An 18,801-nucleotide genomic window follows, 5' to 3' on the forward strand; every position below is an offset into this window, starting at 1 on the left:
AAATGTGAAGGCAGGATATGTGATCCGCCGAATCCTCCGCCGTGCAGTCCGCTTCGGATACACTTTCCTCGGCTTCAACGAGCCTTTCCTCTGCCGTCTCGTACCTCAGCTCATCCACGACATGGGTGAGGCATATCCGGAGATCGAGAAGCAGCAGAAGCTCATCGAGAGCGTCATCCGCGAGGAGGAGAACGCATTCCTCAAGACTCTCGACCGCGGCATCAGGCTCATGGACGAGTGCATGGCTGCAGCGAAGGACAGCAAGGTCATCGCAGGTGCAGACGCATTCAAGCTCTACGACACCTTCGGTTTCCCTATCGACCTTACCGAGCTCATCGCAGGCGAGAATGGTTACAAGGTGGACCTCGACGGTTTCAACGTGGAGCTCCAGAAGCAGAAGGAGCGTGCACGCAACGCCACCGCCAACGAGTTCGGCGACTGGGTTGAGTACAAGGCAGGAGAGACCGAGTTCGTAGGTTACGACCAGACCACAGTGGAGGGCGCGCAGCTTCTCCGTCAGCGCGTGGTGAAGCAGAAGAACAAGGAGATGCTCCAGCTCGTCTTCGACCAGACTCCGTTCTACGGCGAGATGGGTGGTGAGGTCGGTGACACCGGCTGCATCATCTCGGAGAGCGGCGAGCAGATCGCAATCCTCAACACCGTGAAGGAAAACGGTCTCACCGTACATATCGCAGAGAAGATGCCTTCTGACCCTAGCGAGAGCTTCACCCTCGTGGTAGATGCTGAGCGCAGGCAGAAGATCGCGAACAACCATAGCTGTACCCACCTTCTCGACGGCGTCCTCCGCGACGTCCTCGGAACACATGTGGAGCAGAAGGGTTCATACGTCTGCGACAACTACTTCCGTTTCGACTTCAGCCACTTCGAGAAGCTCACCGACGCACAGATCCGCGAGATCGAGCACAAGGTGAACGCCATCATCCGTGAGAACCTCCCTCTCGAGGAGAAGCGCGACGCTACCATGGAAGAGGCCAAGGAGATGGGCGCAATCGCACTCTTCGGAGAGAAGTACGGCGACCGTGTCCGCGTCGTGAAGTTCGGCAGGAGCATCGAGCTCTGTGGTGGTTGCCACACCGATGCAACCGGCAAGATCGGTTACTTCCAGATCACCGGCGAGTCTGCAATCGCTGCCGGTATCCGTCGTATCGAGGCTGTGACCGGATTCGCAGCAGAGATGCATTCTGAGGCTGCTCAGGAGGCACTCCGCACCGCAAAGGCTTTCTTCAACAACGTACCGGACCTCGCTGGTGCAATCCAGAAGCTCATCAACGAGAACTCAGAATACAAGAAGCAGGCAGAGGCATTCGCAAAGCAGAAGGCCGCAGAGCTTGCCAAGGAGCTCAGCTCAATGGCTAAGGAGATCAACGGAATCAACGTCATCTCTATCAGCAGCGCTCTCTCATTCGAGCCTACCATGCTCAGGGATGCTGCCGCCAACCTCCAGAAGGAGCTCAAGAACACTGCACTCGCTGCAGCCATCGAGTCTGAGGGCAAGCCACAGCTCGTACTCATGTACTCGGCTGACCTCGTAGCAGCAGGCAAGAACGCTGGCAAGGACATCCGTGACGCAGCCAAGTTCATCCAGGGCGGTGGCGGCGGACAGCCTGGTCTCGCAACTGCCGGCGGTAGGAACTGCGACGGACTCAAGGACGCACTTGACGCTCTCGTTGCAGCTGCGACAAAATAAGTCCGACACTGAATGAAGAAGCTGGACCAGTTCATACTGAAGACGTTCATAGGACCGTTCGTTGCGATCCTCTTTGTCGTCGTGTTCATCCTGATGATGCAGTTCCTATGGCTGTACATCGATGAGCTGGTCGGAAAGGGTCTCGGCTTCAGGGTAATCATCGAATTCATGGGATGGGGATGCGCGACGCTGCTGCCTCTGGCACTGCCTCTCGCAACCCTCCTCTCTTCGATGATGACCATGGGAAACCTCGGAGAGAACAATGAGCTGCTCGCCATCAAGGCTGCAGGCATCTCCCTCCAGAGGATCATGTTCCCGCTTACTCTCGTATCCGTCCTCATCGCGATAGGAACCTTCTTCGCGACGAACAACCTCGTGCCTATAGCCTATAACGAGATCTACACGCTCAGGGACGACATCCTGCGCACCAAGAACGAGATCAAGATTCCGGAAGGCACTTTCTATGACGGTATCGAAGGCTATATTCTCCGAATCGACGACAGGGATGCCGAAACAGGAATGATGCACGGCGTGATGGTCTATGACCACACCGGCAGCAAGGGTAACGTCAGCCTCACCATCGCCGATTCAGCGCTCATGGCCATGTCCCCGGACAAGAGCTTCCTCACCTTCTCCATGTATAATGGAACCAACTATGAGGAGACCAACAACCGCAGATACAGGGACACGACCCTCCAGCTCCAGCAGATCGACTTCAAGCTTCAGGAGATGGTCATCCCTCTGGAGAACTACGCATTCAAGAAGTCCGAGAGCGGAAGGTTCAGCGACGAGGTCAAGACCATGCCGCTCAGCCAGCTCTACGTCGTGAAGGATTCGCTCACCTTGCTCTACAACAAGATGTACGATTCCCAGATGGACGAGTTCAGGACAGGCCGTCGCCTCAGGTACAACGACCAGCTCGATTCCGCCAACCACAGGGAATACAAGGCCATGTTCGCACCGGAAGACCTCATGGTGTGGAAGGACCTGCAGGAGGAGCGCAACGCCTACAGCAACGCCATTTCAGCTGCAGACGAGCTCCAGAACACGCTCGAGGGCTATTCACGTGACGCCATCCAGTACATCTGGGTGCTCAGACGTGCGGACGAGAACATCCTCAAGAAGTTCGCCGGCGCCCTCGCCTGCTTCATATTCTTCTTCATCGGCGCACCTCTCGGCGCGCTCATCCGCAAGGGCGGTCTCGGAACTCCGGCCATCGTCTCGGTGCTCTTCTTCGTGCTGTACTGGGTTGTCGACGTTTCCGGAACCAAGCTTGCCCGAGACGGAGCCGTGGGCAGCTTCACGGGTGCATTCATATCCGTCATAGTACTGGCTCCGATAGGCTTATTCCTGACATGGAAGGCCATCAACGATTCGCCTCTGTTCAACATGGACAGCTTCAAGGCATTCTTCAGAAAGATTAAGAGAAAAGTCATGTCAGTTTTCCACAAGACTCAGATCGTATACATGGGTACACCGGAGTTCGCGGTTGCCCCTCTCGACGCACTTATCCAGCAGGGATATCACATTGCGGCTGTCGTTACAGTACCGGACAAGGCTTCAGGCCGTGGTCTGAAGGTCAATGAGAGCGCCGTGAAGAAATACGCCGTGGAACACGGCATTCCTGTATACCAGCCAGAGAAACTCAAGGACCCGGAGTTCGTCGACGCGATGAAGGCCCTCAAGCCAGACCTCTTCGTGGTCGTAGCCTTCAGGATGCTGCCTAAGGTCGTATGGGAGATTCCGACTCTCGGTACCTTCAACCTCCACGCTGCCCTCCTCCCTCAGTACCGTGGTGCCGCCCCTATAAACTGGGCAGTCATCAACGGTGACCATGTGACCGGCGTCACTACCTTCTTCATCGACGAGGGAATCGACACGGGTAACATCATGATGCGCGAGCAGATCATAATAGAGAAGACCGACAACGCCGGTGATGTACATGACAAGCTCATGGAACTCGGTTCCAAGGTTGTCGTCCAGACAGTCGAAGGCATCATCGAGGGCCATATCGAGAACCGCGTCCAGAAGTCGTTCATCCAGGGCGACGAGGTACTCAAGCCTGCTCCTAAGCTTACCCGCGAGCTCTGCCACATCGACTGGAATGCCCGCAGTAAGGACATCTATAACCTCATCAGGGGTCTCAGCCCATATCCTGCAGCTTTCACTGAAGTCTACAAGGAAGGCACAGAGCCTATCCAGATGAAGATATACTCGGCAGAGCGCATGGACGCTGCCCAGACCGCCGCTCTTGCAAGCCTCAGCGGCTTCGAGGGCGAGGGCCAGCTCGCTCCGGGCACCGTACTCTGTGACGGCAAGAACACCCTCGCGATCACCACCGCAGACGGAGCCATCTCGATCAAGGAGCTCCAGATCAGCGGTAAGAAGAGAATGGACACCAAGTCCTTCCTCCTCGGCTTCAGGGAGCCTTGCAGCTACAAGACCACCCAGGGTACATCAGTCGAGTTCATCAGAAGGACACACGCCCCTAAGGTATAATGCCGATGAAGACCATCACCATCATAGGAAACGGGGAATATCCTCGTCAGCCATATCCGCTCTGGCTCATCGACAGCGCGGATTTCCTCATCTGCTGCGACGGAGCATTCACAAGGTGGCTCAGGCGCAAGCATGTCGGCCGTCAGCTTCCTGACATCGTGATTGGCGACATGGATTCACTTTCCGCATCGGTACGTGAGCGCTATTCTGACCGCATCATCCACGAGACAGAGCAGGACGACAATGACCAGACAAAGGCCATCAAGTACCTCCTCCAGCGTTTCCCGGACGAGGAACTCGAGATTCACATCGTGGGCGCTACCGGCATGCGTGAAGACCATACCATAGGCAACGTTTCCCTCCTGATGGAGTATGAGCGCAGATTCGGGTTTTCGAAACGAGGCATCACCTGCGACATAGTCTCTGACTACTCTACCATCTTTGCGATCACCGACAGCTGCAGCTTTGACTGCGGTGTCGGCAGGGCCGTATCCGTCCTTACTCCCGACAACAGCCTTAAGATCAAGTCTCAGGGCCTCATGTGGCCGACTGACGACGTCGTATTCGACAACTGGTGGAAGGCCACCCTCAACCGCGCCTCCGCCGACACCGTCACCCTCACCTTCTCCCATCCTTCCTACGCTCTGATCATCCTCAGCTGACGCATGTCGATTCTTTGAGTTCGCAGCGGCAGTGGAGGAGGCACGGGCTCTCGGAGGTGTGCCACCTCCACTGCCGACGCCAAAAAAAATAAAAGAGTCCGAAAAGAAGCAAAAAAAGAGTCCGACCATTTCTGGCCGGACTCTTTGGGATATGTAAGTCAGAAACTATTTCTGCGGAGCGACGATACCCAACTTCTCGAGAAGAGCGCGTGGCTCAGGATCGTGACCACGGAAGTTGCGATAGAGGACAGCCTCGTCGTCAGAGCTACCCTTGCTGAGGATGTTCCTGCGGAACGAAGCGGCAACCTCCTTGTTGAAGATGCCTTTCTCTGCGAAGAGAGAGAATGCATCAGCCTCGAGGACCTCAGCCCACTTGTATGAGTAGTAACCTGCTGAATAGCCACCGGTGAAGATATGACCGAATGAGGTGGATGTCGCACATGCAGGATCAGAGTAGATCACGTTAGAAGGTGCAAGGGCCTTCTTCTCGAAAGCGACCACGTCGAGGTCGGCTGGGAGCTCCTTGAGAGTATGCCAAGCCATGTCGATGATGCCGAACTGAAGCTGACGCACCTGGAGATAAGCAGCGAGGTAGTTCTTCGAAGCAACGATCTTGTCGATGAGCTCCTGAGGGATGGTCTCGCCGGTCTGATAATGCTTAGCGAAGGTATTGAGGTACTCTGGCTCGAACGCCCAGTTCTCCATGATCTGTGAAGGAAGCTCCACGAAGTCACGAGATACGCTGGTACCTGACTGTGAGCCATAGCGACCCTCTGCGAGCATGCCGTGAAGGGCATGGCCGAACTCATGGAGGAAGGTGGTGAGCTCATCATGGGTGATGAGCGAAGGTGCGGTTGCGGTAGGCTTGGTGAAGTTGGTCACGATGCTGATGAATGGACGGTACTCGACGCCATCAACGATGCTCTGACCGCGGAACTCTGTCATCCATGCGCCACCCCTCTTGCTTGCGCGAGGGAAGAAGTCTGCATAGAAGAGGGCGATGTGCTTGCCGTTCTCGTCCTTCACGTCGAACACCTTCACCTCCTTGTTGTAGCCAGGGATGTCAGGACGTGCCTCGAATGTGATGCCGTAGAGCCTGGTAGCAAGGCCGAGGACTGCGTCGATGCAGTTCTCGAGCTGGAAGTATGGCTTGAGCATCTCGTCATTGAGGTCGAAGTAGGCATCCTTGTACTTCTCATTCCAATATGCCCAGTCCCAAGGCCTGAGCTCGCTGTCCTGGAAGCCATGCTCCTTTGCGAATGCATAGATGTCAGCAACATCCTTCTTCGCTGCAGGGATCGAAGGCTCGAGAAGCTCGTCAAGGAAGTTCATGACGGTGGCGGTATTCTTCGCCATCCTATTCTCGGTAGCATAGTCTGCATAGGTCTCGTAGCCGAGAAGATTGGCAATCTTGATGCGGAGATCCACGATCTTCTTCACGTTCTCAAGGTTGTCGAACTCACCGCCAACCGCCTTGGTATTGTAGGCACGGTAGATCTTCTCGCGAAGATCACGCTTCTCACTGTAGGTCATGAACGGAGAGTAGCTAGGCTGTGAAAGGTCATAAGCCCATCCCTGAAGGCCCTTCTCTGCTGCAGTGGAAGCACCCATATCGACGACGAATGAAGGAAGTCCGGCGAGGTCTGCCTCGTCAGTGATATTGAGGACGAACGCATTCGTAGCAGCGAGCACGTTCTTGCTGTACTGGAGCTGCACCAGAGAGAGTTCCTCCTGATACTTTCCGTAGAGTTCCTTATCTGCGTCAGAAAGGTTTGCGCCGTTCCTTGCAAATGACTCGTAGGTATCCACGAGAAGCTTCATCTGGTCAGGCTCGAGACCGAGCTGGTCGCGCTTTGCGTATACTGCCTTGATTCTCTCGAAGAGCGGCTGGTTGAGCGACACGTACATCGAGCACTCGGTCATGAGTGGTGCTATCTCCTCAGCCACCTGATCCATCTCATCGTTGGTATCAGCCTCGTGGAGGTTGTAGAAGATGCTGGAAACATTATCGAGAGTCCTTCCTGACTGCTCGAGCGCGAGGATTGTGTTATTGAAATCAGGCTCTGCCTCATTAGCCACGATAGCGTCCACCTCTGCCTTGTACTCAGCGATTGCGGTCTGGAATGCAGGGATGTAATGCTTTGTCTGGATTTTGTCGAACTGCGGCGCGCCATAAGGAAGTGGCGATTCGACGAGAAGTGGATTGTTCTCCATTTTACAAGAAGTGATAAGCGCCATCATAGTGGCAGCTGCTGCTATAACTTTACGCATTGTATTGAAATTTTCAGGGCGCAAATTTAGTCAAACATTTGGAAATATTGCTCAACTTCTTGTCCGTTAAGCGATAGGTGATGTCGTAACAGGCACATTCCAGATGCCCTTTCACATGATAGCATGAGGTCATGATAGTAAGGTCAAGCCCCATAAGTGCAGCTTCGTTTCTGTCGATCGTGCTGACACCGAGCTTAACCAGGCCATCCAGGATCTCATAGTTACGGTCTATGGTTCCATGTATGCGATCCTTCAATATCCTGAGCTTACGGCGACGGCGGTAATGATACTTGTTCTTGCACTCCACACAGCAGAACTTCCTATCCGCACGGCCGTCCTCCATCAGAACGGGATCACCACACTCGAGGCATTGCTGCCCTTCGTTCTGTTCATAGCTGTCTCTCCTTCCCATATCAATCATCTTTCTCCATACAAATTTGGGAAAAGCATCTCTGTGTTTGCCCTCTTTCGGTTGAATATGGTCAGTCCACGGGTACAGGTTTTCAGTTTTTAACGGTCCACCAAGAAATACTGCCGATCCCGGAATTTTTCCGACGCATGCAGGAATTTATTCCGAGACCAGGATTTTCTTCATCTTCTCCGAAAAAGAGAAAAGCTGAATTCAGGCTATTGCAAGGCCGATTTAATATCAGTTCCTTTGCCTTAGTACCTACCGAAGACAGCGCGCATAAGGATGTGGGGAAGGATTAACAAAAGAGAGAACTTATGGAACAGTTGAACAAGATTGAACTGAGAGGAAACATTGGTAATGTAAGACTCTCACAGAACACAGAGAACAACGTAGTCAATTTTTCGGTGGCTACAACCTATGTCTACAAGGACAGGAACGGCGAGGCCGTGATCGAGACAACCTGGCACAACATCACAGCATGGAAGCTCAAGGGCATGCCTGACTTCGAATTCCTCACCCGAGGAACTCCGGTCCATGTCATCGGAAGGCTCAGGACCAACAGGTATACCGGATCGGACGGCATAGAAAGATATTCCTACGACGTGGTGGCGAACAGCATCGAGATTCTCGATGAACAGCTCACCATGCAGGCCGGATATTAAGCACACGACAGCCGGAGTCTCCGGCTGCTATTATCACATTTCTTGCTAGCACAAAAAAACAGGCCCCGTCGTGAGGACGCGGCCTGTCATTATATCGACATGTCAGATTCCGGGGGAAAATGGACTATGGCTTATTCTGCAACGGGCTATAGCTTATTCTGCGATGGCTTTCTTGGTCGGATCCTTGAAGAGGATGGCGAAGAGAATGCCCACCACGAGTGCGTATGCTGCGAAGATGTACCAGGTGAGCTGCCAGTTGCCGGCTGAGACCTCAGCGACATGGGCGGCAGCCTCGTCGAGGCCCTGCTCGAGTGCGGCAGCCTTGGCTGCAGCCTGTGGGTTATATACGAGAGCGTTCACTACCCTGCCGGCTGCCCAGGTACCGATAGAGGCACCGAGACCGTTGGTCATGAGCATGAAGAGGCCCTGGGCTGAAGAACGGATACTCTTGTCAGTATTCTCGTTCACGTAGAGGGAGCCTGAGATGTTGAAGAAGTCGAAAGCGACACCGTATACGATGCAGCTGAGGACGAAGAGCCAGAGGCCGCTCATGCCAGGGTTGCCGAGTCCGAAGAAGCCGAAGCGGAACACCCACGCGAACATGGCGATAAGCATCACGTTCTTGATTCCGAACTTCTTCATGCAGAATGGGATGAGAAGTATGCAGAGAGTCTCCGAAAGCTGGCTGAGGGAGATGAGTGCATTCGCGTTGCGTGCACCCCATGAGCCTGCGATTGCAGGATCGGCGCTATGCTGGAATGAGGTGATGAAGGTATTCGCATATCCGTTGGTGATCTGGAGAGAAGCACCGAGGAGCATCGAGAAGATGAAGAAGATTGCGAACTGCCTGTCCTTGAAGAGCTTGAATGCAGAAAGTCCGAGAGACTCTGCGAGAGACTGATCGCCTTCGCTCTTCGGCTTGCAAGGACAGTTCGGCATCGTGAGGGCATAAACGCAGAGCACTACGCCGAGGATTCCCGACACGAAGAACTGGTCATAGGAGTGCTGGAACTGCACGCCGTGGCCGTTCTTGACGAAGTTCACGAAGAGCATCGAGATGATGAAACCGACGGTACCGAACACGCGGATCGGAGGGAAAGCCTTGACTGTGTCCTTTCCTGCAGACTCGAGTGCATGATATGCTACCGAATTCGAGATGGCAATGGTAGGCATGAAGAACGCAACGCTCAGAAGGTAGAGGATATAGAACATCGAGAACTGGAAGCTTGCTGACGCCTGGTAAACGGTCGCCATCTTGCCAGGGAAATGCACGTCTGGAATCTCGATGAATGAACCGTTAGACATTGCATAGAATCCTGCTGCGAGCATGAAGAGACCTGCGAGGCCGTGGCAGAGAGAGAGTACTCTCTGTGCAGGCATCCATTTATCTGCCATGATACCCATGAGGGCTGGCATGAAGATGGAAACGAAGCCCTGGGTAGCGAAGAAAAGCCAGATCTGGGCACCGAGTCCCGCACTGGCAAGGAAGCTTCCCATTGAGGTGAGATATGCTCCCCAGACGGCGAACTCGATGAAGTTCATCACGATAAGACGGAGCGTAATGTTCGAATTCTTCATTCTTTACGGTTTTTAATGTTATTTCGATTGGTTATGGAGTGGCAAAGATAAGCGAAATCCGTCAAACTTTCTTATCTTTGAAGATTGAAATAATCGCGAATACACCATGACATTCGAATTGACCGCAAAAGACCCCAACAGCTCCGCCAGATGCGGAATACTGACCACGGACCACGGCCAGATAGAGACCCCTATCTTCATGCCTGTCGGCACCGTCGGATCGGTTAAGGGAGTGTACCATCGCGACCTCAAGGAAGACATAAAGGCCGAGATCATACTCGGCAACACATACCACCTCTACCTGCGTCCGGGACTCGACCTGCTCAAGAAGGTCGGCGGACTCCACAAGTTCGAGTCCTGGGACCGTCCTATCCTCACCGACAGCGGCGGATTCCAGGTATTCTCGCTGACCGGCATACGCAAGATCACTCCTGAAGGATGTACCTTCCAGAGCCACATCGACGGCTCGAGACACACCTTCACCCCGGAGAACAACGTGGACACCCAGAGAGCCATCGGTGCCGACATCATCATGGCCTTCGACGAGTGCTGCCCGGGAGACGCGGACTACAACTACGCCAAGAAATCGCTCAAGCTCACCCAGAACTGGCTCGAGCGTTTCTCGAAGCGCTTCCATGAGACCGAGCCACTCTACGACTACAGCCAGGCCTTCCTCCCTATCATCCAGGGTTGCGTCTACCCTGCACTACGCGTGGAGGCGGCAGAGCATGCGCTCGAATACGCCGATGCAGCAATCGCTATCGGAGGACTTGCCGTCGGTGAGCCGACCGAGCAGATGTACGAGATGATAGAGACCCTCAACCCCGTCATCCCGCAGGACAAGGCACGCTACCTGATGGGAGTGGGCACTCCTGCGAACCTCCTCGAGGCCATCGCAAGGGGCATCGACATGTTCGACTGCGTGATGCCTACCCGCAACGGCCGCAACGGCATGCTCTTCACCTGGGACGGTATCATGAACATGAGAAACAAGAAGTGGGCAGACGACTTCAGCGAGCTCGACCCTAAGGGAAGCTCATTCGTTGACCACACCTACAGCAAGGCTTACGTGCGTCACCTCTTCATCGCAGGAGAGATGTTCGCCGCGCAGATAGCAAGCGAGCACAACCTCGCCTTCTACCTCGACCTGGTCCGTGAGGCACGCAAGCATATCAAGGCCGGAGACTTCGCACAGTGGAAGGAAGTGACCGTAAAGAGAATATCCCAGAGACTCTAGACCATGATAGACCTCAGACCGAAGATATTGGACAAGTACATAGTGAAGAAGTTCATCTCGACCTTCTTCGTATCGCTTATCCTTATCATCGGCATCGTCATCATATTCGACATCAGCGAGAAGATCGACGACTTCGTGTCCAACTCAGCACCGCTGAGGGCCATCGTCGTCGACTACTACCTCAACTTCGTCCCTTATTTCATGAACATGTTCAGTCCCCTGTTCGTGTTCATCACCGTCATATTCTTCACCTCGAAGCTCGCAGCCAACACCGAGATCGTGGCCATACTCTCCTGCGGCATCAGCTACCACAGGATGATGGTCCCGTACATATTCTCCGCCTTCATCATCTTCGTCATATCCCTCTGCCTCAACCTTTGGGTGATTCCGAGGGCCAACGCGACCCGAATCCCTTTCGAGCAGCAATATGTCAGCGGCTCGCAGTCATTCACCACAAGGGATGTCCACTACCAGACCTCACCGGGCCAGTTCATCTACGTGGAGTCCTTCAGCAGTTGGAACAACACTGCTTACAAGATGACCATCGAGCAGATCGAGGACAACAAACTCGTATCGAAGCTCTCTGCGGAAACCGCGGTATATGACAGCACCAAGTGCTGCTGGACAATGAAGAACTATTTCATCCGCGACTACGGCGAGAATCTCGACGACACGATCACCAGCGGTGAGCAGATCGACACCGTACTCAACCTCGAGGTTGCCGACTTCTACAGGGACAAGAAGACAGTCTCCACCCTGCCTCAGCAGAAGCTCAACGAACTGATCGAGACCCAGAAGCTCAGGGGCGACGCGAACGTGCGCCAGACCTTGATCGAGAAACATACGAGAATCGCGCTTCCGTTCTCGGCATTCATCCTCACCATCATGGGAGTATCCCTCTCGTCCAAGAAGAAGAGAGGAGGAATCGGATGGAACATCGGAATCGGAATCGCGCTCGCCTTCACCTACATCCTCTTCCTGAAATTCAGTGAGATGTTCGTGTATGCCGGAGGAATGTCACCGGGAATGGCGCTATGGATACCAAACATCGTGTACACCTTCGTAGCCGCCTTCCTTTATAAGATAGCACCTAAGTAAATTAATCAACTACCTATGTTACGTAAAATCCGCATCGTCCTCGCAGCCCTTTTCTGGGTAGGAGTGACCGCCCTGTTCCTTGATTTCACAGGAACATTGCATGCGTGGCTCGGATGGATGGCGAAGGTCCAGTTCCTTCCTGCCGTCCTTGCCCTCAACTTCGGAGTCATCGTAGCCCTCGTCCTTCTCACCCTCGTGTGCGGACGTGTCTACTGCTCCGTCATCTGCCCGATGGGAGTATTCCAGGACATCGTTTCCTGGATCCACGGTAAGGGCAAGAAGAAAAACCGCTACCGCTTCAGCTATTCGCCTGCAAAGAGCTGGCTCCGCTACGGAATGCTCGGTCTTCTGATTGTCGCAATCGTGGCAGGACTCGGCAGCCTTGTCGCCCTCCTTGCACCATACAGTGCATACGGACGCATCGTCAGCAACATCTTCGCACCTGTGTACGGATGGGGCAACAACCTCCTTGCCCTGATCGACGCTCACTTCGACAGCTATAACTTCTACACCAAGGAAGTATGGCTCAGGAGCCTCCCGACCTTCATCATCGCGCTCGTGACCCTCGTGGCAGTGGTCATCCTCGCGTGGAAGAACGGACGTACCTATTGCAATACCATCTGTCCTGTAGGAACCACCCTCGGACTCATCTCGAAGTTCTCTCTCTTCGGACCGGTAATCAACGAGAGCAAGTGCGTGAACTGCGGCCTCTGCGGCAAGCAGTGCAAGGCATCCTGCATCGACACCAAGAACCACGAGATCGACTACAGCCGCTGCGTGGACTGCATGAACTGCATCGAGTCATGTAAGTCTAAGGCCATCAGCTACAGCTTCCGCTACGGCAAGAAGAACAACGAGCCCGCTCCCGCAAAGGCAGAGAAGGCAGGCGCAGCAGACGCTGGACGCCGCGCTTTCATGATGGGTTCAGCAATCGCACTCGGCACGGCAGCAGCAAAGGCACAGGACATGAAGGTCGACGGTGGTCTCGCAGCAGTCACCGGCAAGATCATCCCTGAGACGGAGACACACATCGTCCCTGCAGGCGCTACCGGACTCAAGCACCTCGCACAGCACTGCACCGGATGTCAGCTCTGCGTGAGCGTGTGTCCTAACAACGTCCTCCGTCCTTCGACTTCCCTCAAGAGCCTCATGCAGCCTGAGATGTCGTACGAGCGTGGCTATTGCCGCCCTGAGTGTACCAAGTGCTCGGAGGTCTGCCCTGCCGGCGCCATCGTGAAGATCACTCCTGAGGAGAAGACCGCCATCCAGGTAGGTCATGCAGAGGTCGACCTCTTCCTCTGCCTCGCAAGCACCGAGGAGGTGAACTGCGGCAACTGCGCACGTCACTGCCCTGCCGGCGCCATCAAGATGGTCAAGGAAGAAGGCTCAGACGTAAGGATTCCAAGCGTGAACCCAGAGCGTTGCATCGGTTGTGGAGCGTGTGAATATGTATGTCCTGCACGCCCTCTCTCAGCAATCCATGTAGAAGGACATGAAGTACACAGAAGCATCTAGTACTATGGACAGAAGAGATTTCATCAAGAGCGCAGGCGCCGGAGCAGCGGCTTTCGGCCTTGCAGCATGTACCAATAACAAGAGCGTCACCGCCGACACCAAGCTCGGCGAGATGACCTACCGTACCAACCCTAATACCGGAGACAAGTGCAGTCTCCTCGGTTATGGAACCATGCGTTGGCAGATGATCAAGGATGCCGACGGAAAGGACATCATCGACCAGGACAGCGTCAACGAGCTCGTAGACCGCGCAATCGAGGCGGGTATCAACTACTTCGACTCGTCACCTGTATATCTTCAGGGCCAGAGCGAGCAGGCTACAGGCCTCGCACTCGCAAGGCACCCTCGCAACAGCTATTATATCGCGACCAAGCTCTCGAACTTCAGCAACTGGACCAGGGAGAACTCCATCCTCATGTACAAGAAGTCGCTCGAGAACTTCCATACCGACTATCTCGACTACTACCTCCTCCACTCGATCAGCGGCGAGGCCGTGTTCAAGCAGAGGTTTGTCGACAACGGAATGATGGAATATCTCCTCGAGGAGCGCAAGGCCGGAAGAATCCGCAATCTCGGTTTCTCTTTCCACGGTCCTGCTTCCGGATTCGACGAGATGCTGAAATATCATGAGCAGTACCACTGGGACTTCGTACAGATCCAGATGAACTATTCCGACTGGACCCACCAGACCCGTGAGGCAAAGGCCAAATACATGTACGAGGAGCTCACCAAGCGTGGCATTCCTGTGGTGATCATGGAGCCTCTTCTCGGAGGTGCGCTCGCTACCGTTCCTGACGCAATCGCAGAGCGCTTCATGGAGCGTGAGCCAGGCAGGAGCATCGCATCATGGGCTTTCCGTTTCTGCGGTACCCATCCTAACGTGCTCGTGACCCTTTCAGGTATGACCTATAGGGAGCACCTCGAGGACAACCTCAAGAGCTTCTGCCCTCTCGTGCCTCTTACCGACGAGGAACTCGACTTCCTCGAGTCACAGGCCAGCCTCATGAAGGAGTACCCTACCATCAGCTGTACCGGTTGCAAGTACTGCATGCCTTGTCCTTACGGTATCGACATCCCTACCATCTTCGCACACTACAACAAGTGCGTGAACGAGGGTAACGTCGTGGATCTCGAGAACGCGACCCCTGAGCAGAAGGAGTTCCGCAAGGCTCGCCGCGCTTACCTCATCAGCTATGACCGCACCCTCGAGAAGGTACGTCAGGCAGACCACTGCGTAGGCTGCGAGGAGTGTATGTCACACTGCCCACAGCATATCAGGATCCCACGCGAGCTGCAGAGGATCGACAGGTATGTGAATAATCTCAAGAAGACTTTCTAGAAGGAATAGCCCAGACCGAAGGACAGGTTGTTCTTCAACGGGCTTCCTTCCTTTGCGATGTAGTACATCGCATCGATATGGATATCTGCGATACGCAGAGTAAGACCCGCGGCGCCGAAGCTTGGCATGACTGAGCTCTCGGCGCCGTAGTGGTATCCGAGTCGCGCAGTGATGAACTTGAACGAATATGCAGCACCCATCGAGAGGCAGAACGGATTGTTCACGACAGCCTTGTCCTCGATGAAGTAATAGTCGCCACGAACCTCCGCCTCGATGCCGTGAGCGCCCCAGAGGACGGTCTCATATCCGGCCGCGAAGCTGAGTGATGACGGGATGTTCCAGCGCCTGCCTGCAAGGTCCTTCACGCGGCCTCCGAGGCTGTTGAATCCGACGGTAGCCTTGATTCCCTTGTATTCACCCATGAAGAAGACGTCAGCAGCCACAGTGCCCTGGCGCACGTCGGTGAAGAGTTTCTGAGCCACATACTTCACGTTCGCACCCACTGAGACCCACTCCACGAAGCGATATGCAGCACCAAGGTTGAACTGATAGTCCATAGGACGGAACTGTCCCGCCTCGCTGCCGAAATCGTCGGTAAGTTCCATGGTCCTGCCCATACCGAGAGTCGCTCCGGCAGTGATACCTACCTTTTCACCAATCTTGTATGATCCGCCGAGGTTGATGTAGTTGCTGGACGATGGACGCCATGTATTGTATGATACGGCAAAGTCCGCAGTCCTGTGCGCGAACGGAACGGCGGCAGGATTATAGTACGAAGCCCATGCGGACGAGGTCGTAGATAGAAGGCCTGCGCCTCCCATGGCCTCTGCAACCGGGCTGTGGCCGATGCGGGAGAATGCAAGCGCCGCCTCGGAAGTGGCGGCTACCCTGAGGTCCGTTGTCTGTGCGAATGCCGCGCTGCTGAGCATGACGGCAAAGAGGATGATGATTGACCTTTTCATGCTAGAGCTTGATTATGCTGTGAGTATAAGTCTCGCCATTGATCCTGACGACGACGTTGTATTTGCCGGAAGCAAAGTCGGTCATGTCCACGACCGCTGGCTTGAAGACGCTTGAGAGAAGGGTGCTGGACCACGCGAGGGAACCGCTCTGGTTGTAGATGCGGATGTCTGTCTCCGCCTCCTTGCCCGAGCATACATTTAGAAGGTAGCGTCCCTCGTCGTTCGGTCTTACGGGGTTCGGATAGACGCTGGCACCGCTGTCCTTCTTTGCGCAGAGCACCGCGAAAGGAAGGTCGGCGCTGAGCCCGTCACCATCGGTAGCCGTGATGACGATGTCGGTCCTGCCGTAGTTGTAAAGCTTGCCGTTGAGCGTACTGCCCTCTATCTTGAGATCCACGAGTCCCTTCGTGTTCATGCTCACCGAATAGCTGAGCGCATCACCGTCCGGATCGGAGAAATGCTCATCCATCGCAATGGTGAAAGTATCCCCTGTTCCTTCGAAGTACATGCTCTCCACGGCCGAAGTCACGACAGGGGCATGGGCATCGGAAGGAAGGTCGCTCCTTGTTTCGGTAGAGACGCCTCCGTGTGCTACAGAATCAGGCACATAGGCCTTCGTACATGAGAAAATGGACACCGCTGCCGCCAGCAGGGATGCCACCGTGAGATAGAATCTTGACATAGCTTTACCCTCCATACGAACAAATATATGAAAAAGGAGGCTGATTTGCATCAGCCTCCTTCAAGAAATTATTCAGACTTGATTAGTCGTCAAGTTCGAATCCGGTGTAACGCCAACCTGAAACCTTGTAGCAAACGCCACCAAAATATTCAGGATAGCTGACGCCTGGCATATCGTCTGGATCGATTTCGTCATCGTCGAAATTGACAAAGAACTCGATGTAGTCTGCCGGCATGTCGCTTGGGGTCTTGATTCCATCCTTTACGATCTTACCACCCCAAAGGCTTACGCCGCAAGGATAAGTCTCGTTTTCAAGCACCTCTGACTCTGAAGCACCGAAGGTAAGGCCACTTACGTTGCAAGGGACCTGAACCTTGTAAGCCCAGAAATTTTCGAGGTCGTCAACATAGAGGACATTGTCCTTGTTCGATGCAGTATTATAAGTGAGGAGGAGGCTCCTGCCACCATTGAAGTCTGGGTAGACTACCTCACCATTCTCATCAACGATGTCAACCTGAACATACCACTGGCCTGCCAGTGCCTCTGTTGCAGTCGAACCTGGCTGATCCTTATGCTGGCATGATGAAAGAATCACACATGCACAGATTGACAGTAAATATAAAATCTTCTTCATTGTTCAACACTTATTTAGACATTGTAACATAGAACTGCATGCCTGAGACATACTGAGCCATATAGGTGATAGTTCCGTCCTCGAACTTTCCATCTGCCCAGTCAACAAGGCTGTCGCCCCAACCAGCAATATAGCTGTCAAGGAGATCGATGTTGCCATCCTCGTCGATTTCGACATAACCTTCCATCATATAGCTTGCGCCGTAGCCTGCCCTCTGGCAATACCAACCGCCGAGGAGGTCGTCAACATAGTATACGCCGTCACCTTCACCGATTAAGAGAATCTCGAAATCGCTGCCGTAAGCAGTCTTGGCGCCATTGTAAAGACGATAGCTTGATGGATCAGTATAGTAGAAGCCCTCGATAGGATCGTTAGGGTCAAGTACGACAACAGTACGGTTTGCTCTAGAAGAGAAACCATCTGAATTTACGATGCTATAAGAAACGGAATAGACTCCGGACTTCTGGCTGTTGACGTTTGATTCAACCTTCACCTGATCGGTCACATCCTCACCGTTGAGAGTAGCAACAAAACCTGGCTCCTCGTATGAAGAACCCTTGTCAAGAATAATACGAGAATCTCCGGCAAGCTCGAGAACAGGATAGTAGGTAATCCTGGTCTTATCAGCAGACTCCTTTGTACAGCTGGCAGAAAGGATCATCGCAACAACTGCGGATGCTAAGTATATAAACTTTTTCATTGTCATTGCACTTTAATTATTTAGCCCAGAAGATAGGAACTGTGTAACCAGGGAACTCCGGAGCATTAGAGTTACGTGAAGAAGAGCTCTCCGCGTAAGGGAAACGCTGAAGGAGGTTATTGCTTCCCACAGGACCGAACACCTTGAAAGGAGTGTAAAGATGGTTTGCGACATACTTGTCACCGTTTACTGCACCACCTTCCTTGTAGATATCGTCACCGGTAACGGTTCCGAAAGAAGGGAACTTGAGACGGCGAACCTCGCAGTAAGCCTCGAATGGGTTTACGCCTGAGAGTGCAACCCACTTGGCAACGCCGATGCACTCCTTGTAGTTCTGAGCATTGTATGGGTTACGCTCGAGATACTCGTCAGCGCCCTCAACACCGGCAGCATCGAATGATGCATTGATAGCATCAGCATAGTAACCAGCTGCATCGCCGCCGAACTTTGCTGCATACTCGGCAAGGAGGAAGTATACCTCGGATACTGAAAGAAGAGATACCGGCATGTCATAGCTTGCTACCGGACGGCACCAGTGACCTGTAGTATTGTATGGAGCAGCTGCGGTAGAAAGGTTGGTACCAGATACGCCACCATCATACTTACCCTCATTGTTTGCATTGAAGAATGCTGCGAGACGTGGGTCAGTGTAGACGATGTTACCTTCGCTATCCTTCACCTGCATTGAGCCGACGAGAGCGATGTTGGCAATAACGTTGATCTGGGTTGAACCACCGAGGGTAGAGAACTCCTCACCATAGAATGGGCTTTCCTTACCGGCAGCCTTCTCCCAGCAACCAGCGAACTCGACATCAGAATCAATGAAGTTGTTCTCTGCAACG

General features: G+C 53.8%; 16 protein-coding genes and 1 pseudogene. 9 read left to right on the forward strand and 8 right to left on the reverse strand.

Going from position 1 to position 18,801, the window contains the following annotated elements; genetic code table 11:
* The 4 genes and pseudogenes from alaS to AC06ND_RS07920 form a co-directional block, all read left to right on the forward strand.
* The coding region (gene alaS / locus AC06ND_RS07905) for an alanine--tRNA ligase (RefSeq protein WP_475678444.1) at window positions 1–1,708 on the forward strand (1,708 nt) is incomplete at its 5' end.
* Between the two features lie 12 nt (window positions 1,709–1,720).
* Window positions 1,721–3,058 (forward strand): annotated as a pseudogene (locus tag AC06ND_RS07910) (LptF/LptG family permease); the annotation flags it as partial.
* An 84-nt stretch (window positions 3,059–3,142) separates the two neighbouring features.
* Window positions 3,143–4,207 (forward strand): methionyl-tRNA formyltransferase, encoded by a 1,065-nt coding sequence (gene fmt, locus AC06ND_RS07915; RefSeq protein WP_475678459.1) that lies wholly within the window; start codon window positions 3,143–3,145, stop codon window positions 4,205–4,207.
* A gap of 5 nt (window positions 4,208–4,212) precedes the next feature.
* The gene (locus AC06ND_RS07920; RefSeq protein WP_475678445.1) at window positions 4,213–4,869 is read left to right on the forward strand and encodes a thiamine diphosphokinase; all 657 of its coding nucleotides are present in this window, start codon (window positions 4,213–4,215) and stop codon (window positions 4,867–4,869) included.
* A gap of 165 nt (window positions 4,870–5,034) precedes the next feature.
* On the opposite strand, the gene AC06ND_RS07925 is transcribed toward AC06ND_RS07920, so the two are convergent.
* A complete protein-coding gene (locus tag AC06ND_RS07925) occupies window positions 5,035–7,083 on the reverse strand; it encodes a M3 family metallopeptidase (RefSeq protein ID WP_475678446.1) in 2,049 nt (682 codons plus the stop codon).
* A gap of 70 nt (window positions 7,084–7,153) precedes the next feature.
* Window positions 7,154–7,552 carry a hypothetical protein gene (locus AC06ND_RS07930; RefSeq protein WP_475678447.1) on the reverse strand — a complete coding sequence of 133 codons (399 nt, stop codon included), beginning with the start codon at window positions 7,550–7,552 and terminating at the stop codon, window positions 7,154–7,156.
* Between the two features lie 314 nt (window positions 7,553–7,866).
* Here AC06ND_RS07930 and AC06ND_RS07935 point away from each other — a divergent pair, with 314 nt between their 5' ends.
* Window positions 7,867–8,214: a single-stranded DNA-binding protein gene (locus tag AC06ND_RS07935; protein ID WP_475678448.1), complete on the forward strand. Its 348-nt coding sequence runs from the start codon at window positions 7,867–7,869 to the stop codon at window positions 8,212–8,214.
* Between the two features lie 153 nt (window positions 8,215–8,367).
* On the opposite strand, the gene AC06ND_RS07940 is transcribed toward AC06ND_RS07935, so the two are convergent.
* Window positions 8,368–9,792: an MFS transporter gene (locus AC06ND_RS07940; RefSeq protein WP_475678449.1), complete on the reverse strand. Its 1,425-nt coding sequence runs from the start codon at window positions 9,790–9,792 to the stop codon at window positions 8,368–8,370.
* Between the two features lie 106 nt (window positions 9,793–9,898).
* Here AC06ND_RS07940 and tgt point away from each other — a divergent pair, with 106 nt between their 5' ends.
* The 4 genes from tgt to AC06ND_RS07960 are packed head-to-tail and all read left to right on the forward strand — an operon-like array spanning window position 9,899 to window position 14,981.
* On the forward strand, window positions 9,899–11,029 hold the full coding sequence (gene tgt / locus AC06ND_RS07945; protein ID WP_475678450.1) for a tRNA guanosine(34) transglycosylase Tgt: 1,131 nt from the start codon (window positions 9,899–9,901) through the stop codon (window positions 11,027–11,029).
* Window positions 11,030–11,032: 3 nt separating this feature from the next.
* Window positions 11,033–12,127: an LptF/LptG family permease gene (locus AC06ND_RS07950; RefSeq protein ID WP_475678451.1), complete on the forward strand. Its 1,095-nt coding sequence runs from the start codon at window positions 11,033–11,035 to the stop codon at window positions 12,125–12,127.
* Between the two features lie 15 nt (window positions 12,128–12,142).
* Window positions 12,143–13,642 (forward strand): 4Fe-4S binding protein, encoded by a 1,500-nt coding sequence (locus AC06ND_RS07955; RefSeq protein WP_475678452.1) that lies wholly within the window; start codon window positions 12,143–12,145, stop codon window positions 13,640–13,642.
* Between the two features lie 4 nt (window positions 13,643–13,646).
* Window positions 13,647–14,981, forward strand: a complete 1,335-nt coding sequence (locus tag AC06ND_RS07960) for an aldo/keto reductase (protein ID WP_475678453.1) — start codon at window positions 13,647–13,649, stop codon at window positions 14,979–14,981.
* On the opposite strand, the gene AC06ND_RS07965 is transcribed toward AC06ND_RS07960, so the two are convergent.
* The 5 genes from AC06ND_RS07965 to AC06ND_RS07985 all read right to left on the reverse strand — a co-directional run.
* The gene (locus AC06ND_RS07965) at window positions 14,978–15,943 is read right to left on the reverse strand and encodes a PorV/PorQ family protein (protein WP_475678454.1); all 966 of its coding nucleotides are present in this window, start codon (window positions 15,941–15,943) and stop codon (window positions 14,978–14,980) included. The two genes, AC06ND_RS07960 and AC06ND_RS07965, sit on opposite strands and share 4 nt — an antisense overlap.
* Window position 15,944: 1 nt before the next feature.
* Window positions 15,945–16,625, reverse strand: coding sequence for a T9SS type A sorting domain-containing protein (locus AC06ND_RS07970; RefSeq protein ID WP_475678455.1), 681 nt, complete (start codon window positions 16,623–16,625; stop codon window positions 15,945–15,947).
* A gap of 82 nt (window positions 16,626–16,707) precedes the next feature.
* A complete protein-coding gene (locus AC06ND_RS07975; protein ID WP_475678456.1) occupies window positions 16,708–17,259 on the reverse strand; it encodes a lipid-binding protein in 552 nt (183 codons plus the stop codon).
* A gap of 10 nt (window positions 17,260–17,269) precedes the next feature.
* Window positions 17,270–17,959 (reverse strand): BT_2262 family domain-containing protein, encoded by a 690-nt coding sequence (locus AC06ND_RS07980; protein WP_475678457.1) that lies wholly within the window; start codon window positions 17,957–17,959, stop codon window positions 17,270–17,272.
* 16 nt (window positions 17,960–17,975) lie between these two features.
* A partial coding sequence (locus AC06ND_RS07985; RefSeq protein WP_475678458.1) for a SusD/RagB family nutrient-binding outer membrane lipoprotein occupies window positions 17,976–18,801 on the reverse strand: 826 nt, incomplete at its 5' end.

This window comes from Candidatus Cryptobacteroides sp., from assembly GCF_056207615.1.